The organism is Maritalea porphyrae (assembly GCF_027213965.1).
Taxonomy (GTDB): domain Bacteria; phylum Pseudomonadota; class Alphaproteobacteria; order Rhizobiales; family Devosiaceae; genus Maritalea; species Maritalea porphyrae_A.
On sequence record NZ_JAPWGX010000002.1, the window covers coordinates 212,271 to 236,822 of the forward strand.

Consider the following 24,552-nt stretch of genomic DNA (forward strand, 5'->3'; position numbering starts at 1 on the left):
CTAGTTATCACCCATCTTCAGCGCTTTGATAAAGGCTTCTTGAGGGATTTCAACTTTACCGAATTGGCGCATTTTCTTCTTACCCGCCTTTTGCTTATCCAAAAGCTTGCGCTTACGGGTCGCATCACCACCATAGCACTTTGCGGTCACGTCTTTACGCAGCGCTGAGATGGTTTCTCGGGCAATCACCTTGCCGCCAATAGCCGCCTGAATTGGAATTTTGAACAAATGCTGCGGGATCAACTCTTTGAGTTTTTCGCACATCACACGGCCACGAGATTCAGCGGCAACTCTGTGAACCAACATGGACAATGCATCCACTGGCTCACCATTTACCAGCACAGACATTTTTACCAAATCGCCAGCGCGGTAATCAGAGATTTGATAATCAAAACTCGCATAACCTTTGGAGATCGATTTCAAGCGGTCATAGAAATCGAATACGACTTCGTTGAGCGGTAAATCATATTGTACCATCGCCCGTGTACCGACGTAGGTGAGATCAGTTTGAATGCCGCGGCGATCCTGGCAAAGCTTTAAGATCGGCCCAAGATATTCATCTGGCGTCAAAATATTGGCTTTGATCCAAGGCTCGCGGATTTCTTCAACCTTCATCACATCTGGCATGTCTGCGGGATTATGCAGTTTCATTTCGCTTCCATCGCGCATCCCAAGTTCATAAACAACACTTGGTGCGGTGGCGATGAGATCAAGGTCAAATTCGCGGCTGAGGCGCTCTTGAATAATCTCAAGGTGCAATAGACCCAAAAACCCACAACGGAAACCAAAGCCAAGCGCAGCCGATGTTTCCATTTCATAGGAAAAACTCGCATCGTTCAGGCGCAATCGGCCCATCGCGGCACGCAAATCTTCAAAGTCGTTTGCATCCACGGGGAACAAACCACAGAACACAACAGGCTGTGCGGGCCGGAAACCGGTGAGCGCCTCTGCGCAAGGTTTCTTCGCGTCGGTGATCGTATCACCCACGTTGGTGTCCGCGACTTCTTTGATTGAGGCTGTGATGAACCCGATTTCGCCCGGGCCGAGTTCGCCAATATCGACCAATTTTGGTGTAAACACGCCTACCCGATCCAACTCATAGATCGCGCCCGTATTCATCATTTTGACTTTTTGGCCCTTTTTGATCACGCCATCAATGACGCGGATCAAAACAATCACGCCTAAATAGGAATCGTACCAGCTATCCACCAGCATCGCCTTCAGCGGCGCGTCTCGATCACCTGTTGGTGCGGGCAAGCGCGTCACAACTGCTTCGAGTACCTTATCGATGCCAATACCGGTCTTTGCCGAAATTTCAACGGCGTCTGAAGCATCCAACCCAATCACATCTTCAATTTGCTGCTTTACCCGATCAGGTTCTGCGGCAGGCAAATCGATTTTATTGAGCACAGGGACAATTTCATGGTCAACTTCCATTGCTTGATAAACGTTGGCCAGAGTTTGCGCTTCCACACCTTGGGACGCATCCACAACCAAAAGTGAACCTTCACAAGCTGCTAGTGATCGGTTGACCTCATAAGCGAAGTCGACGTGTCCTGGCGTGTCGATCAAGTTGAGCACATATGTCTCGCCGTCATTGGCCTTATAGCTTAGACGAACGGTTTGCGCTTTAATCGTGATTCCGCGCTCGCGCTCGATATCCATGCTATCGAGCACCTGCTGCTGCATTTCACGCTCAGCGAGCCCACCGGTGTTTTGAATCAACCGGTCGGCCAAAGTGGATTTGCCGTGGTCAATATGCGCCACGATCGAAAAGTTGCGAATGTGTTTCAAGTCAGTCATAGCGCGCTGATTATCAGCTTTATGCGGACACGAAAAGAGAAATTGCACGCCCTTGTGATTTTGCTTGAATGCCGGCGGCAAACTACCCTACCGTTGACGCTTGACTTGCTCCCTACTGGAAGGTTTAGGGAAGGAATGCGACAGTTTGGTGGAGGACAGAGTGAACAAGCAGCTCCCAATTGCAATCTTAGGGATTTTGGCCGTGATCGCAGTATTAGTGCTTTGGCCAAAAGCAACGCAATTGCCGCAAGAGGAAACAACGTTGATCCCGGACGGTTTCGTCATCCCCTCACTAAACGCGACGCAAAAACTTGGCCAGTCAAATTTCAACAAAAGCTGCGCAAGCTGTCACGGTGACTATGGACTTGGCAGCGCAAACGGCCCCCCCCTCATGCACCGCATTTATGAACCCAACCACCATGGGGATGGCGCATTTTTTCTGGCCGCGCTGAACGGCGTGCGCGCTCATCATTGGAAATTTGGCGACATGCCACCTGTCGACGGCATTACAGAAACTGAAATTGCCCCCATTGTTGCTTATGTTCGGGCGCTGCAACAAGCCAATGGTGTTTTTTAAACCGGCCGTTTTGTTCGCTTGGTTCTTCGAGTTTGATCACAAGTCGGCAGCGGCGCGACTTGTGGCTTTGGCGTAAGGGCATCAGCAACTTGTTGACCAGAACTTCACACGGTCTATCGACCCTTCAAAAAACAGAGTAGGCGAACGCGACAATTCGCTCGACATATTTGTTGATCCGCGCGTCCGCATGTCCCAATGTGAGTAGGTGAATTTTCTATATTCTCCGCACCAAGGGAAAACGAGCATGTTACGACGCGTATTGGGCTGGCAAAAACGCCATTTTGACGATTTGAGCGAAGCTGAAATATTGGCGCTTGCTATATCTTCTGAGGAAGATGATGCGCGCATTTATGCCGCTTATGCTCAAATGCTGCGCGAAGAGTTTCCGGCCTCCGCTGCTGTGTTTGAGGGGATGGTCGCGGAGGAAAACGAACACAGACATTTGCTTATTGCAGCGTTCGAAAAAAAGTTTGGCAAAAACATCCCACTGGTCCGGCGCGAACATGTTCGTGGGTTTTTGGAGCGCAAACCATTGTGGTTGATGAAGAATCTGCCGTTGGAGACCATTCGCCAACAAGCGTGGGAAATGGAAGAAGCTGCTCAAAACTTTTATCTGGAGGCGGTAAAGCGCACAAAAGACTCTAATATTCGCAAGTTGCTGGGCGATCTCGCCATTGCCGAACAGCACCATAAGCGTGCTGCGAACGAGCTAGAAGCGGCGCACTTGCACGAGGATGCGGTTACCGAAGAGAAAGAACAAGCCCACCGCAAGTTTTTGCTCACTTATGTGCAGCCGGGGCTTGCCGGTCTTATGGATGGATCCGTTTCAACCTTGGCACCGATATTTGCGGCAGCATTTGCCACCCACAGCACATGGCAGACATTTCTTGTTGGCTTGGCTGCCTCGCTTGGGGCCGGCATTTCTATGGGTTTCACTGAAGCTGCATCTGATGATGGTAAACTGACCGGACGCGGATCACCCATTAAGCGCGGTTTTGCAGCCGGCATTATGACCACCCTTGGTGGATTGGGCCACGCCCTACCCTATTTGATTACTGATTTCTGGACGGCCACGGCCACAGCAGTTGCTGTTGTTTTTGTTGAATTATGGGCGATTGCTTGGATACAAAACAAATATATGGACACCCCGTTTTGGCGCGCAGTCATGCAGGTTGTTTTCGGTGGCTCCTTGGTGTTTGCCGTGGGTATCTTAATTGGAAATGCAGGTTAGGTTTCTAATAGATCATGAACAGTAAAAAAGAACGGCATACGCTACCGTTGCTGCCGGCAAAGCTGATCTCGGTCGGAAAATACAGTATTTCTTACTGTGATGTGGGCCCCAAGGATCAGCCCGCAATCGTTTTGTGCCACGGGTTGGCTTCAAGCGGCCGGCAGTTTTCTGAAGATGCTTTGTTTTTTGTCGAACATGGCTATCGGGTGATCTTGCCGGACCTGCGCGGGCATGGCCGATCAAGTGTGCCGGAAAAGCTAATACAAGATGACTTTTCTATTCCGAATATGGCCAGCGATCTAATTGCCATTTTGGATGATGCGGGCATTGATGCTGTACACTATGTCGGCAATTCGCTTGGTGGAATATTGGCTTTGCATCTGCTGCCCACTCATTCAGATCGGTTTATAACGTTCACAACATTTGGCACTTCTTATGCGTTGGCGACGCCTAGTTTTCCGGCTGATGCTGTGCCGCGGATTTATGATTTCATCGGCTCTGAGTGGGTAGAAAAAATTATTGCGCGCAGCACGTCAAAGCGCCGCTCGGCACAAGAACTGGTGCATGAACTGCTTGATGACTATGATATTAATGTGGTCAGTTATGTCGCCAAAAGTGTTGGCAACTATGACTTCATTCAAAACGGCAAACAGTTTGAAAAACCCATCATGATGTTGCGTGGAGGCGAAGATGTTTTGGTCAATGCGGCGTTGATGACCACCATGCGTGAGATGAGGCAGCAGAAAAACTTCGCCTGCTTTGACATTCCAAAAGGTGGACATTGCGCCAATTTGGATGCGCAAGATGAAGTGCGGATCGCACTGCTTGGTTTCTTTGCGCTGCACGGTTCCAAACGCACCATTGGAGATGAGTAGTCGATTGGCAGCAGGTAAGCGGAAATTTGTTGAATACAATGGCAAAAAGCTGAGCTACTTGGACGTTGGCGAAACTGGCGCGCCTGCCTTGTTGCTATGCCACGGGCTGGCTGCAAATGGCGCACAATTCGCCGCTGATGCGATTTACTTCTCAGAAAATGGTTATCGCGTCGTCGTGCCTGATCTATTTGGTCACGGTTACTCACATCCCACGCAAATGGTTGATCTCAAGGACTGTTCAATTTCTGCGTTAGGGAAGGACATTATAGCGATTATTGACCATGCGGAAATCGACGAAGTTGCTTTTGTTGGCAATTCGCTTGGCGGATTGGTAGGGCTAGGCCTTATGAAAAGTTACAAGCATCGACTTTCGTGCTTTGCTAGTTTTGGGACAACTTATTCACTTCAGACACCTAAACTCGCCATTTGGATGTTGCCAAAGATCTATCAACTATTGGGCAAAAGACTAGTTGCAGCATTGGGCGCACTTGGTGTTTCAAAGAAATCAGAAACACGCGACAAAGTCCGACAAATGTTTGGTGAGTGTGACTTAAGTACAGTGATTAAGATCGCCGTTCAAATTGGCAATTATGACCTCATCAAACATGCAGTTGATTTTGACAAGCCCATTCTATTTTTGCGCGGTCTAGCAGACAATTCCATCAACCCAACGCTTGGGCCAACACTGACGGCCATGCAAGCCACCTCCCATTTCAAACTCGTGGACCTACCCGATGCAGGTCATTGCGCGAACCTTGATTCACCAGAAATGTTCCGCTCGGAACTCCTTCGGTTTTTACAAGCTATTTAGCCTCCCAGTTTCCATCCGAATTCGCTTCGGACCAAATGGAAAGGTTTCAACCCAAATGGTTCTGGTACAACGTTTTGTGAAAAATCCAGCACCTCGATCTCTTTGACATTGAGTTTTATCAAGAGGTAATCATCTCCTTTCGGACCAGAAGGAAAGAATAGACGCCAATAGGGTTTCCAATGTTGAGCCCGTAAAGCAATGTCATCAACCAGTTCAGCGCTTGCTTTTACCAACAGATTTGAATTGTCCTTTTGGTTAGAAAACGCCAATGTCACCTGGCTGTCCTTTTTGATTTGCTCAACCTTGCGCGATTTTGGGCTGGTGCCAATCCAAAAGACGAAGCCATCTTTTTCAAACAACGGCTCAATCAGTCGTGCGTCAGGAAAGCGATCACCTTGCGAGACCAAAAACGCATATTTTGACCTCTCGATTTGACGATAAGCGCTGGCAAGCGCCTGTTCCACGCTGTTTTGAAATCCGGCCCGCTTGCGATGTTTGTAATTGGAAACGAACCAGTTCAGCAAATGGCGCTTAAGCTTTTTTAACACGCCTCACACTCCCCCAAATAACAATTCAATATGCCAACAACATGTGGATTGGGCGGTGAATTGACAAGTCATTTGTGGATCAACTCAAACTGGCGTCAGCTTTTTTGACTGCGCTACGCCAACGATTGCTAATACCGCCATCAGGAGGAATAGTGTCCATTGCTCCATCACCCACAAGCCGCCAAACCGGTTAAGCCCCGACACAACGAACAATATGGCGATGCCCAAATATAGAACGATGATGGTGAGTGAGAACTGAACGGCTGTCTGGGAGTGGGTAGCGGCCCACCATAATACCCCACCGCCGACCAACAGCAGCAATGTAATCTGGTTCCACATCACCTCGGCAAGGCCTTTGGTCAATGCAGGTGCATCCGATGCATATAGGGGATCCATAATTTGGCCGGTACCGATAAATACGTGCAGCGCCGTTGTTGCAAAAGATATCAGGGCAGCGGCCATAAGCCACATATTTGTCGTTTTGAAAAAGCTGGTCATTTGGTTGGCTCCTTGGCATAACATACGCTCACGTATCTAAAGCGAGGCGGCGTAAAATACAATACGCTAACGTATGTTAAATTGACGCAGGGGGCAAAGCTGAATGGGCCGGAAAGCAAAACACGACAAGACAGATTGGTTATTGGCAGCGTTCAAAACCCTAGGAGAAGAAGGTATCGACGGCGTGAAAGTCGAACGAATTGCCAAAAAGCTTAACACCACTAAAGGCTCCTTTTATTGGCACTTTGCGGACAGACCAGCTTTGCTTACACAAATGCTAGAGTTCTGGGAACAAGAAGGCACACATGAGATCATCAATGCCTTAGATGACCAAGGAAATTCAGCGAGCGAAAAGCTGAGGGCGCTTGCGCGCCTCTCCACCGCAACACAAATACATGGCCTAGATTCAATAGCTGTTGAAGGCGCGCTAAGGGCATGGGCCGGGCAAGAGCCTTGGGTTGGAGACCGGATCAGAGCGACTGAACGCGCTCGCATTGAATATGTTGCACATTTGCTTGAACAAATGGGATACGATAATCCAAGCGCTAAAGAAATCGCTCATCAGCTTTATTTGATGTTGCTTGGCTTATACTCCATCATGCGGCACGATCCACATCCTGGGCACAGCCAAGCCTTTATTGCATTTGCGGATCAATTGGCAGACAAAAGCCGCTGAATGCTTTTTTTCCAAAAAGGCTCCCAGCGATAATAAGCACCAACACCCAAAACAATCGCTGCGACAAGGGCCATAGGAAACCACTCCAAATCTCTAGTTCCAAACATGTATGCAAGCACGCGGTCAGGCAGTAGCGCGAAGGCAAATGGGATGCACAGCGCGCCCCAATACATCGAGCGCATCGATGCACGATGGGCTGCAATTCGCCCTGCACGTGCGTGCCGAATTCCGCTGAAAAGGCCGATAAAAGTTACCGGCACAAAAATGTGAATAGGGCTGAAAATCCAAATCATGCGCAACTGATGAATGAAAGTTGCACTTGTGGCGGTAGCCAGCATCAAAAGAACCCAAACCCAACCCACTTGCTTGTGATGTTTTGTCCCCTTTTTGCTGAGCAGCATATAGAGGCCCAAAAACAGACAACTGACTGCACAAATCATATGGATTTGAACGGCGATTGGCGTTTCAAAAAATATTGATAATTTCAACTAGATGTTCCCTATCCAAGCCAAATGGCACTGTGCCACTTGCAATTGCAGGGTTATCCCGGCAAAAGTCTGCACAACAATCTTGAGTTCGCGAATGAAAGGGTTAGTTCGTGATTGGCAACGCCATACAATTGACGCTTCGCGAAATGCGACAGATGTTTTCGTCTCCCAAGACGTTAGGGGCCATGCTCATATTGGGCGTCATACTTGGCCTTGTTGGCCCTTTTGCCACATTTGACTATTTCGCGCCCGTGCCGCGTATTGCCTACTGGATCGGCATGGTTTTTGTTGGCTATGGCGCCGGCATGTTTGGCGGCGGCGTGATGGTCAACACAATCAATCAAAAATGGAAGTCGCCAAATGTCTGGCTAGTCATTCTTGCATCGGGCGTTGGCTCAGGTATTCCAGTTTCAATTGTTGTTTATGTCGCCAACGCTGCAATTTTGGGTGATTGGGATATCAAAGGCTTTTCCGGCCTGATGACTGTCGTTTACTGCATCTTGATTTCGATTTGTGTGGCTGCGTTACACGTTTTGTTTTTGCGCGAAAGCCGGCCCAGCGCGCCCAAATCAATTGACATTTTGGCGCGTTTACAAATTCAAAATCGCGGCCCTTTGCTCTATTTGTCCATGCAAGACCATTATGTGAATGTGGTTACATCACGCGGTCAGGAATTGCTTTTGATGCGCATGAGTGATGCGATTAAAGAAGCCGAAGGTGTTGACGGGTTGAAAATCCATCGCTCACATTGGGTGGCTGTGAACGGCATCAAGCGGGTTGAACGGCAAAACTCAAACTATCTCATTGAAATGCTAGACGGCCAAAAGCTGCCCATCAGCCGCGGGCAAGTGCAGGCGGCAAAGGACGCCGGAATCATCACCTAGACGGCTCAGTCGGTCGGACTGCGGGCTTGATTGAGCAGACGTTGCTCTTCGCGCAGCTTTTTCATCCGCAGCTTGTTTTGTTCGGCGAATTTTTGGGCTTGGTCACCAATATGTTGCTGTCCGCGCTCCTCAGCCAATCGGATTTGCTTTTCGCGCTCAGCAGCTCGGGCGCGGCTTTTCTCGCTGATTTTGTCCGCACAGTGATGACATTGTTGACCTTCGATATAGTCTGCATGCTGCATATCTTCAGGCGTTAATGGGAATCGACAAGCTCGACATAGAGCAAGCTCCCCCTCCACCAGACCGTGGCCAACGGAAACGCGTTCATCAAACACAAAACACTCACCATTCCACATGCTGGTCTCTTCTGGGGTCTCTTCCAAATACTTCAAAATACCGCCTTTGAGGTGATAGACTTCCTCAAAGCCCTTGGCGAGCATATAGGAGGACGCTTTTTCACAACGAATGCCTCCGGTGCAAAACATGGCGACTTTTTTATTTTTCGTCGGGTCGAGGTTCTTTTCAACGAAATCTTTGAACTGCGTGAAATTATCGGTCTTAGGGTCCAACGCCCCTTCAAAAGTACCAATTGCCACTTCATAATCGTTGCGCGTATCCAGAACGATTGTTTCTTCATCAGAAATGATGTAGTTCCAATCGTTTGGCTCCACATAGGTGCCCACCAATTTGGTCGGATCAGCTTCTGGTGCGCGCAAGGTCACGATTTCTTTTTTCAGTTTCACCTTCATGCGCATAAACGGCATCTCACTCGCACGTGAGAACTTGACCTCGCCACCAGCAAGGCGCCCTTTGAACAAATTGCCACGGGCAAAATAGTCCATCAAAGCATCAATATCTTCAGGGCTGCCCGCGACAGTTCCATTGATACCTTCCTCTGCTAAAAGCAGAGCGCCTTTAATACCGTGTTGAACACAAAAATCATAAATTGGATCGCGAAGCTCGCGATAATCGGGGAGCGCCACAAATTTATATAGCGCTACAACCTTAAACTCAGACATTTTTCAAACCTTGATCCTGTGCAAGCTGACGAAGGGGTGTAGCAAAACTGAAGGAAAAGGCCAAGTCTTTAGCGCCATCAAGAAAGATCAATTTTTGCACTTGCCTTGGACCTACTCCAATATTGTACCTACAATCCAACAAGGTTTTTACAATTAAGCACGTTGGAGACACACATGCCTTATCGAGCCAGTGACACTAGATACGACCAAATGCAATATCGCCGTACGGGCAGATCGGGTCTTAAACTTCCAGCAATCAGCCTAGGCCTCTGGCAGAATTTTGGCGGCACTCGGGATTATCCAAGTGCTTTTGAAATACTGAGTTACGCTTTTGATCAAGGGGTGACCCATTTCGATTTGGCCAACAATTATGGCCCGCCTGCTGGATCATCGGAAGAACTGTTCGGGCAGATCATGGCAAGGGACTTTGCCCCCTATCGCGACGAAATGATCATCTCTTCCAAGGCAGGCTATGACATGTGGCCTGGACCATACGGCGAATTTGGTTCTCGCAAATATCTAATCGCCAGTTGTGATCAAAGCTTGAAACGGTGTGGGGTCGAGTATTTCGACATATTCTATTCACATCGTTTTGACCCAGAAACACCATTGGAAGAAACAATGGGGGCGCTCGCCACCCTCTATAATCAAGGCAAAGCCCTCTATGTAGGCGTTTCTTCTTACCCAAAACAAGAAACGATCGAAGCACATCGAATTCTAAAAGAAATGGGTGTGCCCCTTACCATCCATCAGCCTAGCTATTCGATGCTGAACCGTTGGATTGAAGACGACGGAACATTGGACACACTTGGCGAATTGGGTATCGGTTGCATTGCTTTTTCACCTCTTGCCCAAGGGGTGTTGAGTGGCAAATACTCCAAGAACAAGACAACAGGCACTCGGGCGACTGAACCCGGTTCATCCCTATTTGGTCGCCATCTGGAACCTGGCGTTTTGGCCGCGGTTGATGCTTTGCAAGACTTGGCAGATCAACGAGGGCAGACGCTTGTTCAATTAGCCCTTGCATGGGTGCTGCGCCGCTCTGAAATGACATCAGCATTGATTGGTGTGCGCACTCTTGAACAACTCAAAGACAATTTGGGTGCCCTGAAAAACCTTGAGCTTTCAACTGAAGAATTGAAGGTGATTGACGCTGCATGCAAAGATGGCATGATGGACTTACATCCACAACCTGGCGGCTGGCTGCGATAGGATTGCCGCCTATTCAGAAGAAGAGAACTGCAATGGAGTTTCGTGTCGCACGGTCAGATGAACTCGGCAAGATCGCCAATTTGTATCATCAAGTGTGGCACGAAACTCAAGCGCCGCACCAACACCAAGACATCGCGAGTTTTCGTGACATTTCTTTTATGCAAGAGCGAATTGATGCTTTCTATCCCAACATCATTATTGCGTTAGACGAAGGAAACTTAGTTGCACTCGTCATAGCCAAAGAAGCACGCCTTTCTCAGCTTTTCGTTGCAAATACCGTCCGGGGGATGGGTGTGGGCCAAAGACTATTGGAGTTAGGTGAAGCAAAACTGGTCGCCGAAGGCGCTTTAAGAGCCACGCTCAATTGCTTAGTTGGAAACGATGGCGCACGACGTTTTTATGAACGAAACGGTTGGCAAGTTAGCGAAACGCAAAGCAAAACTGCGCAGACCCATAGCGGCAGTGTGACGATAAAAGCTTGGGAAATGGAAAAACAACTAGACGTTTTTGATCATTTCACTTGATTGCCGCCAACCTGTTTTGTCGTAAATCTCACGGCCTGCGTCCGATGCATGCAATACAATTAGTGTTGCGCCGCGTTTTTTGAGCTCGGCTTCGCCTAATTCCATCAAGCGACTGGCAATACCTTGGCGACGGCAATGGTGCTCAACATAGACGTTGGAGATATAGCCGCGCAAATGTTCCTTTGGATGCAACACGTGAGGTGCCCAATCGATAATGGCCAAGCCAATACCGCCGGCGGGTTTTCCGTTTTCTTCAAGAACGAACCCAAAATACTCCCCACTATGCAATCGCGGATTAAGCCATTTGCGAAATTCAACAATCATCGCTTCGATTTTGTCCAATGGCTCGCCAATGTCACGAAACATTTCAAAGCGATGATGACAGATCAAATCCAAATCAGAGGTGCGAATTTCGCGTTCTATTAGGCTCATGCTGGCTCCGGAAGTTTGCCGATCTTTTTGCGCCAAATGGCTGGTGCGATATTGTGTACACTTTCGCCAGTCGCGTCTACTGCAACTGTTACTGGCATGTTTTCCACTTCAAATTCGTAAATAGCTTCCATACCAAGCTCTTCAAATGCCACAACGCGTGAAGATCTAATCGCCTTGGAAATCAAATAGGCAGCCCCGCCTGTTGCCATCAAGTATGCCGCTTTATGTTTTTTGATCGCTTCAAGTCCAGCTTCACCGCGTTCGGCTTTGCCGATCATCGCCACAAGTCCGGTTTTGTCGAGCATCATTTCGGTGAATTTGTCCATGCGCGTGGCTGTCGTTGGGCCAGCTGGTCCAACCGCCTCGGTGCCAACCGGGTCAACTGGACCTACGTAATAAATGACACGATCCGTGAAATCGACGCCTTCAGGCAACCCCTCCCCACTTTCATAAAGCGATTGAATGCGTTTGTGCGCAGCATCTCGCCCAGTCAATATTTTACCGTTTAGCAGCAAACGATCGCCTTGTTTCCAAGTGGCAACTTCTTCTTTGCTCAGGTTTCCAAGATCTACAGATTTGGCTTCTTTTGAAGGTTTCCAGCCAATATCTGGCCACGCGCTTAAAGGGGGCGGCGTTAAGTCTGCGGCCCCTGTTCCATCAAGCGTGAAATGTACATGACGGTTTGCCGCGCAGTTTGGTGCCAAGCCAACCGGTTTTGAGGCGGCGTGGGTTGGCATATCCAAAACCTTCACGTCAACAACGGTGGTCAATCCACCTAGTCCTTGCGCACCAATGCCTAGCGCGTTCACTTTTTCGAACAACTCAAGGCGCAACTCTTCGGCCGTTGAATTGGGGCCTCTGTCCATAAGCTCTTGGATGTTAACTGGAGCCATAAGTGATTTCTTGGCCATATACATGGCCTTTTCCGGTGTACCACCAATGCCAATTCCGAGCACGCCCGGAGGACACCAACCAGCGCCCAGCGTTGGTACCGTTTTGAGCACCCATTCAACAATATCATCCGAGGGGTTAAGCATAGCCAGTTTGGCTTTATTCTCGGAACCGCCGCCTTTTGCTGCAACGGTGACTTCCACCTTGTCGCCGGCAACCATTTCATAGTGAATGACCGCTGGCGCATTATCGCCTGAGTTGTTTCGCTTGCCCGCAGGGTCCATTAGAATCGACGCGCGAAGCAAATTGTCGTCCACACCTGTATAGGCCTGACGCACGCCTTCATTGACCATTTCTTCGATGGTCATATCTGTATCCCAGCGCACATCTTGGCCAATCTCTAGAAACACGACAGCAATGCCTGTGTCTTGGCAAATCGGCCGATGTCCCTCTGCGCACATGCGTGAGTTGGTTAGGATTTGCGCAATCGCATCTTTGGCCGCAGGATTTTCTTCACGCTCATAGGCTTTGGCCACAGCTTCCACATAATCAAGTGGATGATAATAAGAAATGAACTGAAAACCATCTGCGATGGATTGGATGAAGTCTTCTTTTTTAATGGCTGGCATGCTGGAACCCTTACGACCAAGGAGAGAATGTTCTTCGCTTGTCCCATGAGACGGGTTAATTTTCAACCAAACCTTTGGCCAATATGTGCACTATTGCGCAGTTTGGCGGACTGTGGAAAGCGCGAGATAGATCAAGCAAAAATAGACAACCGTCATGACATCATAGCCAATCGACATATCTGTGGCGCCGAAAACGAAAAGAGCGCAGGGCAACAAAAACAACACAAAACGGGCTGATGAATTGCGCTCACCGGGCGCTATGTTCCAAGTCCAGATTAGTGGTGCCAGCAAAAATGTTAGCCAAGCAAGGACACCAACTAGACCGCCACCTACGGCAAAGTTTAGGAAGTCATTGTGTAAATGCCGATAGGCCAATAGACTTGATGTTCGCGCAGTGGGTGATAAAGCATCGTTGGCAGCGGAAACAATGTTTGGCCAACCATAGCCAAAAATTGGCTGATCAAGAAATGCGCGCCAACCAGCGACATACATATCCAATCGAACGTCCACGGCCTCTCCTGCAGAATTGCCGGCCATCACATCCGAAACGGTTTTGCCAAGTTGGAAAAGCCGATCAGACATCAAGACCAAACCAATTAGGGACACACAAGCAAGAACAAAAACCAAAAGTGCAATCCGAATTGTGCCGACTCGCCTTGCAAAGTCAGCCAACAAAAAGCCAACTGCAGCGAGCATAAATACAGGCAACGCTAGAAATGCGCCGCGTGAACCGCTCAATAGACAAATGATGACCCCCAAAAAAGGCCCTAAGAGAAAAAGAAAACGCAAGTTGCCAGTAAATGTGCGAACGCCAACCAAGCACACAAACCCGGTGACCAAGGCGTAACGGGCGATAATATTGGCGTTACTGGCGTATCCCTCAGCGCGTGGCAATCCCAATGCTGTTGTTTGAAACAGCACAAGTGCAAGCGTTACCAACAGCCCCAATAGAGCAAAACCCGAAACCAGTTGCCAAAGATCGCGGTGTTCGAGTTTGCGGCCAAGCACAAACAAAGGGGCCGCGAGCAAAACGGCCAAGAAGTTGATGGAATGAAGTCCGGCAACCGGATCACCCGTAGCGGCGATAAACGCCAATGCGAGGGCAAAATAGGTCGCAAAAAAGGTCGCAATCAACGGTTGTCGCAGAATTTCGGCAAACCGCACTTCTCGAAAAACGAACGGTATGCTGATCAGCAAAACAAGTTGCACGAGTGTAGCGCTTATAGAGCCCAACGGTCCCATAAGAACAAGTAGGAAAAACAGCACCAATGCCAAAGTGGGGTTTTCGCGCGCTGTTTTTCCTATACTCATGTTCCTATCCGCGCAGCGCGGCTCCAGTCGCTTTTTCAACGGCCGCAATAATCTTCTTACTAACGGCTTCAATGTCTTCATCGGTAAGTGTTTTTTGGCGCGGCTGAAGTGTGACTTCAATCGCCACGGATTTTTTACCCTCGCCAATGTGTTCACCCTCAAACACATCGAAAATCATTGTTGATTGAATAAGCTTTTTGTCCGCAGAGTTTGCGGCTTTAACAAATTTGTTGGCTTCAACGGCACCGTCGACCAAGAACGCAAAGTCTCTGCGGACTGGTTGCAGGTCGGAAATTTCCAACGCACCTTTGGCTTTGCTAGCTTTTTTGCGCGGAGCCGGGATGGCGTCAAGGTTCAATTCGAACGCCACAATTGGGCCCTGCAAATCCAGTTCGGTGATAAGCGCGGGGTGCAATTCGCCAAACCAACCCAAAATCATTTTGGGGCCAAGTTGCAAACGTCCTGCGCGGCCGGGATGCGCCCAATCGGCTGGTTCTGCGACCACTTGCACGTTGTTAACGTCCATGCCCAACGCATCAAGCGCAGCAAGCGCATCGGCTTTGACATCAAAAACATCGACTTTATTTGCTTTACCTTGCCAATCACGCCCCACTTGGGCGAATTTGGCGGTGCCAGATCTAACGCCTGTTGCATAGTTCAATTGACCGTCGATGTTGTCGTTTTTAAACACTTGGCCAACTTCAAACAAAGATACATCCGCAAAGCCACGGTTTGCATTTCGCCCCACAGCTGCCAACAGACCGGGCAACAAAGACGGACGCATGTCTGTTAGGTCCGACGCGATTGGGTTTTCAAGTTTCAACTCGTCAACGCCACCGCCAAACAGAGTCGCTTCTTTTTCCGAAATGAAAGACCATGTAACCGCTTCGTGGAACCCTCGCGCCGCCAAGGTGCGACGTGCAAGACGGCGTCGGTTTTGGATCGTTGTCAGCATTTTTGGTGCGACACCTGACAAGCGTGGCAGAGGATCAACCGGCACTTTATCTACGCCAACAATGCGCATAACCTCTTCGACAATGTCCGCTTTACCTTCGATGTCTGGACGGAATGACGGCACATTGACCTTCACTGTATCGCCCGATCCCGCGACCCAAAATCCAAGGCGAGATAGAATTGCCTTGGCTTCGGCAAACGGCACTTTAAGGCCGGTCAGTCGAGTGATTTCAGCCAATGGAAAATCGATAATTTTTTCAGGTGAACGCACTTCGCCAGTAACAACAGGCTCATGCACTTCGCCGCCGCAAATCTCTAAGATCATTTTGGTGGCCAGCTCCAGGCCTGGGTTAACAAACTCTGGATCAGCATGACGCTCCAAACGGTAGCGGGCGTCCGAAACAATGCCAGTTTTGCGTCCGGTTTGTGCAATCAACAATGGCTCCCACCATGCGCATTCCATAAATATGTTCGTGGTTTCAGCTGTACAGCCGCTTTCCTCACCACCCATGATACCGCCGATACAAAGCGGTCCATTGTCATCGGCCAAAATGCACATGGTTTCATCGAGTTGATAGGTCTTACCGTCAAGAGCAACAATCTCTTCGCCACTCTTAGCATTTCGTGCATGAAACTGGCCGCTAATTTTGTCAGCATCATAGGCGTGTAGTGGGCGCCCCCGATCATAGGAAATATAATTGGTAATATCTGCCAGCGCATTGATGGGACGAAGGCCAACCGCGATCAGGCGCTTTTGCAACCATTCAGGAGATGGACCGTTTTTGACGCCCTTAAACAATCGACCTGCAAACATTTTACAAGCTTGTGGCTCGTCTTCGCCAAAACGAAAATCGACTGAAACATCGCCCGGGCCCGCCAATGTAGCAGGTACTGATTTAACGGCACCGTCTTTTAGCTCGCCAATACCTGCTGCAGCCAAGTCGCGCGCAATGCCATAAACACCCGTCGCGTCGCCACGGTTTGGGGTAATCGCAATATCAACAACAACATCATCAATACCTGCGTAGTCGACATATTTGGTGCCAACTGGAGCATCTTCTGGCAGATCGATAATGCCGTCGTGTTCGTCCGAGAGCATTAGCTCACGCTCAGAACACAACATGCCATTGCTTTCTTCACCGCGAATATTGCCTTTGGTCAAAGTGAAATCAACGCCCGGCACATAGGTGCCAACCGCTGCAAAAACGCCCTTAAGCCCGGTGCGTGCGTTTGGTGCGCCGCACACGACTTTCACTGGTTCACCAGATCCAGTATTGACCAAACACACCCGCAACTTATCAGCATTTGGATGCTTTTCGGCGCTGATGACTTCGCAGACCGTAAAGTCATTCAGCACATTGGCTTGGTCTTCAACCTCTTCGACCTCAAGGCCGATCATGGTGAGGGTTTCAATGATCTCATCGTTCGACGCTTTTGTGTCCAGATGATCTTTGAGCCAATCAATTGTGAATTTCATCGGTCTACTCTTTTGTTGTCTCTTGTTCGAACGTTTCTACTACTTCAAAACGTTCGCAAACCAGTTTCATATCAGGTGAATACCCGCCGTTGCGGGTGAAAAAATCTATATGTGCATTGCGCCAATACTCAAACGACAGGTCGCCCTCGCCCTCGGCACGCGCAAAATCTTCGTCTATTTCGTCAAAGCGTTTTACTTCTAAGGACGTGGATTTAATGATGCATTTTGGCTGACCTTGCCAATTTGGGACGATGAATTGCTCGCCCACTTTCGGCAGCGGCTCGCCTTCCTCCTCATAGATCGCTAACGATCCGCAGGTTGCCGTCTTTTTGCCCAAAACGATTAGATCCACTAGTTCATCGCGCAGATTTTGGCCATCACCAAACTCTGCGATCTCGAGATCACGATATTTGGCGGCTAAACCACCAACGATAAAAAAGCGCTTTAACAAATGCGCAAAGCCACGCGCATCATCAATTGCAAAGTGCGTGTGTGGCTGATTTCCGATCCATGTGTCTGGCACACGCCGTGTGGTCCAATTATGGTGCGGCGTATTCGCGATTGTGCCCGCTAGCGAATAGATATCGACACAGCCGCCGGCAAAAATCCGCTTTTGCTTGCCCGGCCCACCAAACACGCGCGTGTTGGCAAACTGATCCAAATAATGGTCCATATAGGTTCCATCAAAAATCAACGGTGCAGAGGCGAACGCCATGCGTGCCTTAAAACCTTCCAGCCACGCAACATAGTCAGCCATTGCATCTTCGGGCGCTTTTGGATTGGTTGTGGCCGCAGCATATGCTTCGGGCTCGGTCTTCCACCACTCCATTGTTTCGGGATCAGGCACTCGATCTGAGCGCGGCTCAAGCACCGTTTCAAACTCGCCCAACACATCGCCACGACGATTCATAGCCACGCTCGCAAAACTCAGCATGGAGTTACGCAATGGGCTTGGGCCATCTGTTTCAATGTCTGTGACGATATAGACGGTTTCGTCTATATCGCTCGACGTTGTTGTCACGATGACAAGCCCCCAAACAATGTTGGGAGATCAAGTGGGCGGAAGCCATAGTGTTCCATCCAACGTTTGTCGGCGTCAAAGAAGTCACGCAGGTCTGGCATGCCATATTTCAGCATCGCGATCCTGTCGATCCCCATGCCCCAAGCAAAGCCTTGGTAAATATCTGGATCAAGGCCGCAATTGCGGATGACGTTGGGGTGCACCATGCCGCAACCCAAAATCTCTAGCCAGTCATTGCCTTCGCCAATTTTCACTTCATTGCCCGAACGATCACACTGCACGTCCACTTCCATGGACGGCTCGGTGAAGGGGAAGAAGGATGGGCGGAAGCGCGTTTTGACGTTATCGACTTCAAAATAGGCTTTTAGGAATTCTTCCAGTACCCAACGCAATTGGCCAATGTGTGATGATTTATCAATCACCAAGCCTTCAAGCTGGTGGAACATTGGGGTGTGTGTCTGATCACTGTCGCAACGATATGTGCGACCCGGAATCACCACGCGAATTGGCGGTTCTTGGTTTTCCATGGTGCGAATTTGCACAGGGGACGTGTGCGTGCGCAGTACCATTTTATTGCCATTGCTTTCTTCGCCCTCGGCCACAGGCTTGGCTTTCATGAAAAACGTATCGTGCATTTCACGAGCCGGGTGCCCCTCAGGGAAATTCAGCGCGGTGAAGTTGTAATAGTCGCTTTCAATGTCTGGGCCTTCGGCGATTGCAAAACCCATGTCAGAAAAAATTGCGGTAATTTCATCCAGAGTTTGAGACACAGGGTGAATGGAGCCGCGCTGCATCGGACCTGCTTGAAGTGGCAGGGTCACATCGACCTTTTCTGACGTCAAACGCGCTTCAAGCGCCGCCTTTTTTAGCGTTGCCGATTTGGCTTCAATCAATGCTGCCATATCGTTTTTGAGGCCGTTGATTGCAGGGCCTGCAGTTTGGCGTTCCTCAGGGGACATTTTGCCCAAAGACTTCAGCTGACCTGAGACGGAGCCTTTTTTGCCCAAAGCTGCAACGCGCACAGCGTCTAGCGCTTTCTCGTCACTTGCATTTTCAATGTCAGCGGTAATTTGCTCGCGCAATGTATCAAGTGAGATTACGTCGTTCATTTTGGACCTCTTGTCCCCTCAAATGCATCAAGGTGGGCGTTATTGGCCCATCGGTTATGTTGATTGTAGATTCGGTGTGCACCATACAAACGCACAAAGCCCTGTGCCACCCCTTTAAGGAAGGCACAAGGCTTTTAATTCGGCCTCAGATAGAATGAGGTAAAAGCTTTAAGCTGAAACCCGCTCGTGGGTTACAACGTCAACTTCTTTGAGGTAGTCAAGAGCGGCTCTTGATGCGTCAACCAAAGCTTTGAAGCTTTCAGGGTTACGCACTGCCAAGTCAGCCAATACTTTACGATCTACCGCAATCTCAGCCTTGCTGAGGCCGTCGATAAATCGACCGTATGTTAGGCCGTGCTCACGCACTGCAGCATTGATCCGCTGAATCCACAAAGCACGGAAATTCCGCTTTCTTGCTTTACGGTCGCGATATGCATATTGACCAGCTTTTTCAACTGCCTGTTTAGCAATACGGATCGTATTTTTACGACGGCCGTAATAGCCTTTTGCAGCTTTGATTGTTTTCTTATGACGGGCGTGGGAGGTTACGCCTCTTTTTACACGTGACATGGATCTGTATCCTTAAAAGTCGTTATTAGGCGTAAGGCAGGAATTTTTTCACCGTACGGGCATCTTGAGCACACATGGCGCTCGTACCGCGATTTTGGCGAATATATTTGCCGTTATGGCTGATCAAACGGTGACGTTTGCCTGCTGCTGCTGCCATGACTTTACCAGTACCAGTCACTTTAAAACGCTTCTTCGCGCCAGACTTTGTCTTCAGTTTGGGCATTTTGCTCGTCCTTTTCTTTGCCTTCAGGTTTAACCCCCAAGGCGGGTTCAGCATTATGGATCAACTCGGCATACCCTTCGGCCGGCCGACCCGCTTGAAGTTCAGGGTTATAATCGCACGATTATCAATATGCAAGCATTGAATCGCCGGATTCTGCGTACATGTTACTCGTCGTGCTGGTCGATGAGAATATCGTTGCCATCAGGGTCCGTGAACGCTGCCATTTTTGGATAGTCCTGTCCGCCCATTTGCATGGAGTATTCGATGCCCAGCGCATCCAATTTCTTGTGGATGGGTTTAATATTTTTTGGATTGAACGTCAGTATGTTCTTTTCGAACATGCCTTGGAATATGCCAATTCTTGCATCCCCATTGGCCAACACGAGCCAATTCTGTTCTTCCACACCAGCGACCACTTCAAAGCCGAGACCTTGATAGAATTCTTTTGACTTTTTGATGTCTTTTACGTTCAGGCTAACTGAAAATCGTCCTAGTTCCATTTGTCTCGCCTCCTCTTTTTAAAGACATGTATATAGCACATACAAAAACGGGCCCGAAGGCCCGTTCAAACACTCAAATCTGCGCCCGAATTATTTCTGGGCAGTTGGCGACAAAATCATAATCATTTGCCGGCCTTCAGTTTTGGGTTGAGCTTCAACCTTTGAGATTTCGGTCACTTGATCGCGCACTTTGTGCAACAGCTGCAGGCCAAGCTGTTGGTGAGCCATTTCACGGCCACGGAAACGCATGGTCACCTTAACCTTGTCTCCACCTTCCAAGAACTTCACCACATTGCGCATTTTGACTTCAAAATCGTGCGTATCGGTATTTGGACGCATCTTGATTTCTTTGACGTCAATAATTTTTTGCTTTTTGCGCGCTTCGGCCGCCTTCTTTTGGGCTGCGTACTTGTATTTACCCAAGTCCAAAATTTTACAAACCGGCGGTTTCGCGTTGGGCGATATCTCCACAAGGTCCAAACCAGCTTCGCGCGCGCGTTCCATCGCGTCACGAGTACTTATCGTGCCGTGGTTTGTGCCTTCTTCATCGATGAGTTGAACATCTGGGGAGGTAATTTCTCGATTTGAGCGTGGCCCATCTTTTTGGGGCTGCACGGGTCTTTGGGGACGACGAATGGTGACTTTTCCTTCTTTTGTGAAACCTAGGTGATTTATGCGCATAAAATCTGGTCAAATGGATCTAAAGTCAACCGCCAAACAGAAGAATTGAGCGCTGATTGCGAAATAGTTGCTGCTCTTCTATCAAATAGAGCAGTTTTAGTGAGATTCGGTGACCACAAGTGCAGATTTTATCCCAACATCTAACCCTAGGCGAGGCGAACACCCGTCGCCAGTTGGCGATATTGCATCGTACAGGCAATGGTCCGGGTCTTTTTTGGCTCGGTGGCTACAATTCGGATATGCAAGGCAGCAAGGCTGTGGCGCTTGACCAATTCGGCGCGCAAAACGATCTTCCCGTCACCCGTTTTGATTATATGGCGCACGGTCAATCAACCGGCGATTTCATGCATGCAACAATAAGCACGTGGCTTGAAGACGCGATTGCCGTATTTGAAAACTTCACAGACGGCCCACAAATCCTTGTGGGCTCGTCTATGGGGGGATGGCTTTCTATGTTGCTCAACCAACATCTGCGAGCGCGCAATATTAATTCGGTCACGGCAATGGTTTTGATTGCGCCCGCCATTGACATGACCCGAGAACTGGTGCCGAACCGTTTCACCCAAAAACAGCTGCAAGAGTTAAAGCGAGTTGGTTATTTAGAGGTGCCAAGTGCTTATGCTGACGCGCCCTACATCTACACCCAAAAGCTACTTGATGACGGCGCACAGCATTTGCTTTTTGGCACGCAGATTGAAACGGGATGCCCAGTGCATATTCTCCAAGGGCAGCAAGATCCTGACGTGCCACCGGCCCACGCGCAACGCTTGTTGCAGCATCTTATGTTGGATGAAGCTCACCTAACCCTAGTGCCGGACGGTGACCACCGTCTGTCGCGACCTCAAGACTTGGAAATGCTTAGACGATTGCTTAGCTCTCTTGTTCAAGAATAGAGGCAAGCCCTTCACGGTATGTTGGGAAGTTTAACTTCAGACCTAAATCCTTCTTTAGCCGCGCGTTGCCGCAGCGTTTGTTGTCCCCATAAAATGAGCGCGCCATTGGCGTCATATCCGCCGTTTCAAAGGGCTCTTCGGGAGGCGGAGGCAAATCAATCATCTTCGCCGCAAACTCAATCACCAGATTTGGCGGTGCAGGTTCATCGTCAGCGCCGTTAAATACACCTGTGGCTTTTAGTTGAGCAGCTCTAATGACGATTTGGGCGATGTCTTCAACATGTATTCGATTGAATACTTGCCCCGGCTTTACGATGCGCCGCGATTTTTCAGCACGAATTTTGTCAAAAGTGGAGCGGCCCGGGCCATAAATCCCAGCTAAACGGAAAGTCGCGAATCCAACTCGGTTTGCACTTGCTTGTTTTTGCCATTCTTGTTCAGCGCTTACGCGCCATTGGCCACGTTTAGAGACTGGCTTGGGTTCAGTTTGCTCTGAAATCCAAGCCCCATCAAAATCGCCATAAACCCCGACAGTTGAAAGATAGCCAAGCCATTGAAGATTATTTGCGAGTTTAAAGAAATTTGGGATCGCACTTAGTACCGGATCCCCCTCTTGTGATGGGGAGGCTGAAATGACCACGTGGGTTGCAGTTGCCAAGTGTTCGGCCAATTCGTTTGTCAGTTCACCATCAAAAATGATAACATCTACACCTTGGGACACGAGCTTTGCCCGTTTCTCGGCACTACGGGTGGTACCTACGACTTCGCCGGGCCATTGTTTTGCAATAGCAAGACCTGAATAGCCAATGCCGAAAATCACGAGCTTCATTTTACATCTCCCTGCCACTCGGCCATCACGGTCTCATCGGTTTCAGTTTTTTTTGCCGATTGAGCACAACTTACGAATTCATTTGATGTTACGTGCTGGCTTAAAGCCCAAACCGCAGCGCCGCGCACAATTGGATTATCTTCGTTTAGATGGGCTTTTATGTCGCCAACCACATCATGTCCTTTTGCGTTGCCAAGAGCGATCAACACATTGCGCAAAAATGCATCGCGACCCAACCTTTTTACCGGTGACCCAGCAAAATGGGTTCGAAATGCTACATCATCGAACTTGGCTAAGTCCACAAGATCCGGCGCGCGCAAGTCTTCACGCATTTGCAGCTTAATGTCGGCAGTGGTTTTGGCAAACTTATTCCACGGGCACACTGCCAAACAATCATCGCACCCATAAATGCGATTGCCAATTGGTTTGCGAAACTCAACCGGAATAACGCCCCTAAATTCATTGGTGAGGTAAGCGATACATTTGCGCGCATCCAGTTTGTAGGGTTCTGGAAAAGCGTTGGTTGGGCAAATGTCCAAGCAGCGGGTGCAGGAACCACAGTGATCTGTCTCAACCTCATCAATTGACAGCTCAGCGTCTGTCAGGATCGTGCCTAGAAACAACCAACAGCCTTCTTGCTTTGAAACAAGCACTGTGTGTTTGCCTTGCCACCCGATCCCGGCTTGCTGGGCCAGTGGCTTCTCCATTAAAGGGGCCGTATCGACGAAAACCTTAACGTTGCACGCAGCTTGGCGGCTCAACATCCCGGCCAGCTCTTTCAGCTTGCCTTTAATGATGTCATGATAATCACGGTTACGGGCATAAACTGAAATGATGCCCTTATCTGTTTCCCCCAACATATCCATCGGGTTTGTGTCAGGCGTATAATTGTATGCCAACACAATCGCTGACTTTGCTTCAGGCCAAAGAGCGTTTGGCGACACACGGCGCTCAAATGTCTCTGCCATCCAGTCCATATCGCCATGCCAATTTTTCGCGATCGCGTTTTGCAAATTGGTTTGCCAGTCGGCCGGCACTTTTGCTGAGGCTATGCCAAATTGCACAAACCCCAGTTTTTGTGCACGTTTTTTAAGTTCGGCAACAATTTTGGATGATGGGGCAGGACTCAAAAATCAATGTCCGCATAGGTTGCAGATGCGGGCATGCCAACAACGCGATCAAGCAACAAGGATCTGAACGCTGGGCGCGATTTTAGACGTTGGTACCAATCTTTCACTTCTGGGGCGGTCGCCCATGGCACTTCTGCCAAATAGTCAAGCGAAGACAGTTGAGCGGCAAACGCGAAGTCAGCCATGGTCATTTCGTCACCGGCAAGCCAACGACGCGTGGCCAGTAAATAATTGAAGTAGGCCAAATGTTCGGTCAAGTTCGCCCGCGCAGCACGCAGAACCGTTGTGTCCGGGCTTCCACCAGGTCGATCATTCTTGATGAATTTCTCTTCAATGATATAGCGAGACACATCGTCGGAAAACTTGGTCAGCGCCCAATCCATCAGGCGGCGTGTTTCTGCCCGCATCCTTGGATCAGTCGGCAACAAAATTGGCTGGGTGCCGAATTGCTCTTCGATAAAATAAATAACTGCACTGGCGCCCACCAAGGTCAACTGATCATCGACATTTAGAACAGGCACGTCACCTGCTGGACTTACATCCAAAAAATCTTGTTCACGACGCCATGCTTTTATATGCACCAGTTCGATTTCTTTGCCGTATTCAGCACACATGAGGCGTACCAAACGGCATGTTGGGTCGAGCGTATAATGTAGCAATTTCGGTACAAACATTTTTCGACCCCTTTTTGGCTTTACTCGAGATTGGTACGGATTAAGAGTGGCGTTAGAACAAAGATAACATCTTAACGTTAAT

27 protein-coding genes are annotated in these 24,552 nt (G+C 49.2%); 9 read left to right on the forward strand and 18 right to left on the reverse strand.

Annotation, left to right across the window (positions count from 1 at the left end):
* Positions 1 to 1,803, reverse strand: coding sequence for a translation elongation factor 4 (gene lepA / locus O4H47_RS05890; RefSeq protein ID WP_269393033.1), 1,803 nt, complete (start codon positions 1,801 to 1,803; stop codon positions 1 to 3).
* Positions 1,804 to 1,963: 160 nt separating this feature from the next.
* Between lepA and O4H47_RS05895 the strand changes: the two genes are divergently transcribed.
* The 4 genes from O4H47_RS05895 to O4H47_RS05910 all read left to right on the forward strand — a co-directional run bounded on the left by O4H47_RS05895 (position 1,964) and on the right by O4H47_RS05910 (position 5,297).
* The gene (locus O4H47_RS05895; RefSeq protein ID WP_269393034.1) at positions 1,964 to 2,380 is read left to right on the forward strand and encodes a c-type cytochrome; all 417 of its coding nucleotides are present in this window, start codon (positions 1,964 to 1,966) and stop codon (positions 2,378 to 2,380) included.
* 244 nt (positions 2,381 to 2,624) lie between these two features.
* Complete coding sequence (mbfA, locus tag O4H47_RS05900) at positions 2,625 to 3,611, forward strand: iron exporter MbfA (RefSeq protein WP_269393035.1); 987 nt, start codon at positions 2,625 to 2,627, stop codon at positions 3,609 to 3,611.
* Between the two features lie 14 nt (positions 3,612 to 3,625).
* Positions 3,626 to 4,486 carry an alpha/beta fold hydrolase gene (locus tag O4H47_RS05905; protein ID WP_269393036.1) on the forward strand — a complete coding sequence of 287 codons (861 nt, stop codon included), beginning with the start codon at positions 3,626 to 3,628 and terminating at the stop codon, positions 4,484 to 4,486.
* Positions 4,479 to 5,297 (forward strand): alpha/beta fold hydrolase, encoded by an 819-nt coding sequence (locus O4H47_RS05910; RefSeq protein WP_269393037.1) that lies wholly within the window; start codon positions 4,479 to 4,481, stop codon positions 5,295 to 5,297. The genes O4H47_RS05905 and O4H47_RS05910 overlap by 8 nt, the downstream gene beginning before the upstream one ends.
* Here the strand turns inward: O4H47_RS05910 and O4H47_RS05915 are convergent.
* Complete coding sequence (locus tag O4H47_RS05915) at positions 5,294 to 5,845, reverse strand: pyridoxamine 5'-phosphate oxidase family protein (protein WP_269393038.1); 552 nt, start codon at positions 5,843 to 5,845, stop codon at positions 5,294 to 5,296. The genes O4H47_RS05910 and O4H47_RS05915 overlap by 4 nt on opposite strands.
* 84 nt (positions 5,846 to 5,929) lie before the next feature.
* Complete coding sequence (locus tag O4H47_RS05920; protein WP_269393039.1) at positions 5,930 to 6,343, reverse strand: hypothetical protein; 414 nt, start codon at positions 6,341 to 6,343, stop codon at positions 5,930 to 5,932.
* 103 nt (positions 6,344 to 6,446) lie between these two features.
* Here O4H47_RS05920 and O4H47_RS05925 point away from each other — a divergent pair, with 103 nt between their 5' ends.
* Complete coding sequence (locus O4H47_RS05925; RefSeq protein ID WP_269393040.1) at positions 6,447 to 7,019, forward strand: TetR/AcrR family transcriptional regulator; 573 nt, start codon at positions 6,447 to 6,449, stop codon at positions 7,017 to 7,019.
* On the opposite strand, the gene O4H47_RS05930 is transcribed toward O4H47_RS05925, so the two are convergent.
* Positions 6,995 to 7,507, reverse strand: a complete 513-nt coding sequence (locus O4H47_RS05930) for a DUF2306 domain-containing protein (protein WP_269393041.1) — start codon at positions 7,505 to 7,507, stop codon at positions 6,995 to 6,997. The two genes, O4H47_RS05925 and O4H47_RS05930, sit on opposite strands and share 25 nt — an antisense overlap.
* Before the next feature lie 110 nt (positions 7,508 to 7,617).
* On the opposite strand from O4H47_RS05930, the gene O4H47_RS05935 reads away from it, so the two are divergent.
* On the forward strand, positions 7,618 to 8,391 hold the full coding sequence (locus O4H47_RS05935) for a LytTR family DNA-binding domain-containing protein (protein WP_269393042.1): 774 nt from the start codon (positions 7,618 to 7,620) through the stop codon (positions 8,389 to 8,391).
* A 5-nt stretch (positions 8,392 to 8,396) separates the two neighbouring features.
* Here O4H47_RS05935 and O4H47_RS05940 read toward each other — a convergent pair whose 3' ends face one another.
* Entirely contained in the window at positions 8,397 to 9,410 is a 1,014-nt protein-coding gene (locus O4H47_RS05940; protein ID WP_269393043.1) for a rhodanese-related sulfurtransferase, read from the reverse strand.
* 174 nt (positions 9,411 to 9,584) lie between these two features.
* Here O4H47_RS05940 and O4H47_RS05945 point away from each other — a divergent pair, with 174 nt between their 5' ends.
* A complete protein-coding gene (locus O4H47_RS05945; protein WP_269393044.1) occupies positions 9,585 to 10,622 on the forward strand; it encodes an aldo/keto reductase in 1,038 nt (345 codons plus the stop codon).
* 32 nt (positions 10,623 to 10,654) lie between these two features.
* Complete coding sequence (locus O4H47_RS05950) at positions 10,655 to 11,146, forward strand: GNAT family N-acetyltransferase (protein ID WP_269393045.1); 492 nt, start codon at positions 10,655 to 10,657, stop codon at positions 11,144 to 11,146.
* On the opposite strand, the gene O4H47_RS05955 is transcribed toward O4H47_RS05950, so the two are convergent.
* The 10 genes from O4H47_RS05955 to infC form a co-directional block, all read right to left on the reverse strand.
* The gene (locus O4H47_RS05955) at positions 11,120 to 11,578 is read right to left on the reverse strand and encodes a GNAT family N-acetyltransferase (protein WP_269393046.1); all 459 of its coding nucleotides are present in this window, start codon (positions 11,576 to 11,578) and stop codon (positions 11,120 to 11,122) included. The genes O4H47_RS05950 and O4H47_RS05955 overlap by 27 nt on opposite strands.
* Entirely contained in the window at positions 11,575 to 13,098 is a 1,524-nt protein-coding gene (locus tag O4H47_RS05960) for a fumarate hydratase (RefSeq protein ID WP_269393047.1), read from the reverse strand. Before O4H47_RS05960 ends, O4H47_RS05955 begins: the two co-directional genes overlap by 4 nt.
* A gap of 90 nt (positions 13,099 to 13,188) precedes the next feature.
* The gene (locus O4H47_RS05965) at positions 13,189 to 14,409 is read right to left on the reverse strand and encodes an O-antigen ligase family protein (RefSeq protein ID WP_269393048.1); all 1,221 of its coding nucleotides are present in this window, start codon (positions 14,407 to 14,409) and stop codon (positions 13,189 to 13,191) included.
* A gap of 4 nt (positions 14,410 to 14,413) precedes the next feature.
* Positions 14,414 to 16,840, reverse strand: a complete 2,427-nt coding sequence (gene pheT, locus O4H47_RS05970; RefSeq protein WP_269393049.1) for a phenylalanine--tRNA ligase subunit beta — start codon at positions 16,838 to 16,840, stop codon at positions 14,414 to 14,416.
* Positions 16,841 to 16,844: 4 nt separating this feature from the next.
* On the reverse strand, positions 16,845 to 17,861 hold the full coding sequence (locus tag O4H47_RS18130) for an ASCH domain-containing protein (RefSeq protein ID WP_331283669.1): 1,017 nt from the start codon (positions 17,859 to 17,861) through the stop codon (positions 16,845 to 16,847).
* Positions 17,858 to 18,970, reverse strand: a complete 1,113-nt coding sequence (gene pheS / locus O4H47_RS05980) for a phenylalanine--tRNA ligase subunit alpha (RefSeq protein WP_269393050.1) — start codon at positions 18,968 to 18,970, stop codon at positions 17,858 to 17,860. The genes O4H47_RS18130 and pheS overlap by 4 nt, the downstream gene beginning before the upstream one ends.
* 168 nt (positions 18,971 to 19,138) lie before the next feature.
* Positions 19,139 to 19,540: a 50S ribosomal protein L20 gene (rplT, locus tag O4H47_RS05985; RefSeq protein WP_269393051.1), complete on the reverse strand. Its 402-nt coding sequence runs from the start codon at positions 19,538 to 19,540 to the stop codon at positions 19,139 to 19,141.
* A gap of 25 nt (positions 19,541 to 19,565) precedes the next feature.
* Positions 19,566 to 19,763, reverse strand: coding sequence for a 50S ribosomal protein L35 (gene rpmI / locus O4H47_RS05990; RefSeq protein WP_027834229.1), 198 nt, complete (start codon positions 19,761 to 19,763; stop codon positions 19,566 to 19,568).
* A 164-nt stretch (positions 19,764 to 19,927) separates the two neighbouring features.
* Positions 19,928 to 20,263 (reverse strand): VOC family protein, encoded by a 336-nt coding sequence (locus tag O4H47_RS05995; protein WP_269393052.1) that lies wholly within the window; start codon positions 20,261 to 20,263, stop codon positions 19,928 to 19,930.
* 90 nt (positions 20,264 to 20,353) lie between these two features.
* Complete coding sequence (gene infC, locus O4H47_RS06000) at positions 20,354 to 20,899, reverse strand: translation initiation factor IF-3 (RefSeq protein WP_269393604.1); 546 nt, start codon at positions 20,897 to 20,899, stop codon at positions 20,354 to 20,356.
* 164 nt (positions 20,900 to 21,063) lie between these two features.
* On the opposite strand from infC, the gene O4H47_RS06005 reads away from it, so the two are divergent.
* A complete protein-coding gene (locus tag O4H47_RS06005) occupies positions 21,064 to 21,837 on the forward strand; it encodes an alpha/beta hydrolase (protein ID WP_269393053.1) in 774 nt (257 codons plus the stop codon).
* On the opposite strand, the gene O4H47_RS06010 is transcribed toward O4H47_RS06005, so the two are convergent.
* From O4H47_RS06010 to O4H47_RS06020, 3 genes are read right to left on the reverse strand one after another with little or no spacing between them, the layout of a single operon-like run.
* A complete protein-coding gene (locus tag O4H47_RS06010) occupies positions 21,815 to 22,666 on the reverse strand; it encodes an SDR family oxidoreductase (protein ID WP_269393054.1) in 852 nt (283 codons plus the stop codon). The two genes, O4H47_RS06005 and O4H47_RS06010, sit on opposite strands and share 23 nt — an antisense overlap.
* On the reverse strand, positions 22,663 to 23,796 hold the full coding sequence (gene queG / locus O4H47_RS06015) for a tRNA epoxyqueuosine(34) reductase QueG (protein WP_269393055.1): 1,134 nt from the start codon (positions 23,794 to 23,796) through the stop codon (positions 22,663 to 22,665). The genes O4H47_RS06010 and queG overlap by 4 nt, the downstream gene beginning before the upstream one ends.
* Positions 23,793 to 24,470 carry a glutathione S-transferase family protein gene (locus O4H47_RS06020; protein ID WP_269393056.1) on the reverse strand — a complete coding sequence of 226 codons (678 nt, stop codon included), beginning with the start codon at positions 24,468 to 24,470 and terminating at the stop codon, positions 23,793 to 23,795. The genes queG and O4H47_RS06020 overlap by 4 nt, the downstream gene beginning before the upstream one ends.
* Between the last annotated feature and the right edge of the window lie 82 nt (positions 24,471 to 24,552).

Bases quoted from the DNA above. Each gene is read 5' to 3' on its own strand.
- lepA (WP_269393033.1), bottom strand. From the start codon at position 1,803: ATGACTGACTTGAAACACATTCGCAACTTTTCGATCGTGGCGCATATT.
- mbfA (WP_269393035.1), top strand. From the start codon at position 2,625: ATGTTACGACGCGTATTGGGCTGGCAAAAACGCCATTTTGACGATTTG.
- O4H47_RS05905 (WP_269393036.1), top strand. From the start codon at position 3,626: ATGAACAGTAAAAAAGAACGGCATACGCTACCGTTGCTGCCGGCAAAG.
- O4H47_RS05910 (WP_269393037.1), top strand. From the start codon at position 4,479: ATGAGTAGTCGATTGGCAGCAGGTAAGCGGAAATTTGTTGAATACAAT.
- O4H47_RS05920 (WP_269393039.1), bottom strand. From the start codon at position 6,343: ATGACCAGCTTTTTCAAAACGACAAATATGTGGCTTATGGCCGCTGCC.
- O4H47_RS05925 (WP_269393040.1), top strand. From the start codon at position 6,447: ATGGGCCGGAAAGCAAAACACGACAAGACAGATTGGTTATTGGCAGCG.
- O4H47_RS05940 (WP_269393043.1), bottom strand. From the start codon at position 9,410: ATGTCTGAGTTTAAGGTTGTAGCGCTATATAAATTTGTGGCGCTCCCC.
- O4H47_RS05945 (WP_269393044.1), top strand. From the start codon at position 9,585: ATGCCTTATCGAGCCAGTGACACTAGATACGACCAAATGCAATATCGC.
- O4H47_RS05950 (WP_269393045.1), top strand. From the start codon at position 10,655: ATGGAGTTTCGTGTCGCACGGTCAGATGAACTCGGCAAGATCGCCAAT.
- O4H47_RS05955 (WP_269393046.1), bottom strand. From the start codon at position 11,578: ATGAGCCTAATAGAACGCGAAATTCGCACCTCTGATTTGGATTTGATC.
- O4H47_RS05960 (WP_269393047.1), bottom strand. From the start codon at position 13,098: ATGCCAGCCATTAAAAAAGAAGACTTCATCCAATCCATCGCAGATGGT.
- O4H47_RS05965 (WP_269393048.1), bottom strand. From the start codon at position 14,409: ATGAGTATAGGAAAAACAGCGCGCGAAAACCCCACTTTGGCATTGGTG.
- pheT (WP_269393049.1), bottom strand. From the start codon at position 16,840: ATGAAATTCACAATTGATTGGCTCAAAGATCATCTGGACACAAAAGCG.
- pheS (WP_269393050.1), bottom strand. From the start codon at position 18,970: ATGAACGACGTAATCTCACTTGATACATTGCGCGAGCAAATTACCGCT.
- rplT (WP_269393051.1), bottom strand. From the start codon at position 19,540: ATGTCACGTGTAAAAAGAGGCGTAACCTCCCACGCCCGTCATAAGAAA.
- rpmI (WP_027834229.1), bottom strand. From the start codon at position 19,763: ATGCCCAAACTGAAGACAAAGTCTGGCGCGAAGAAGCGTTTTAAAGTG.
- O4H47_RS05995 (WP_269393052.1), bottom strand. From the start codon at position 20,263: ATGGAACTAGGACGATTTTCAGTTAGCCTGAACGTAAAAGACATCAAA.
- O4H47_RS06010 (WP_269393054.1), bottom strand. From the start codon at position 22,666: ATGAAGCTCGTGATTTTCGGCATTGGCTATTCAGGTCTTGCTATTGCA.
- O4H47_RS06020 (WP_269393056.1), bottom strand. From the start codon at position 24,470: ATGTTTGTACCGAAATTGCTACATTATACGCTCGACCCAACATGCCGT.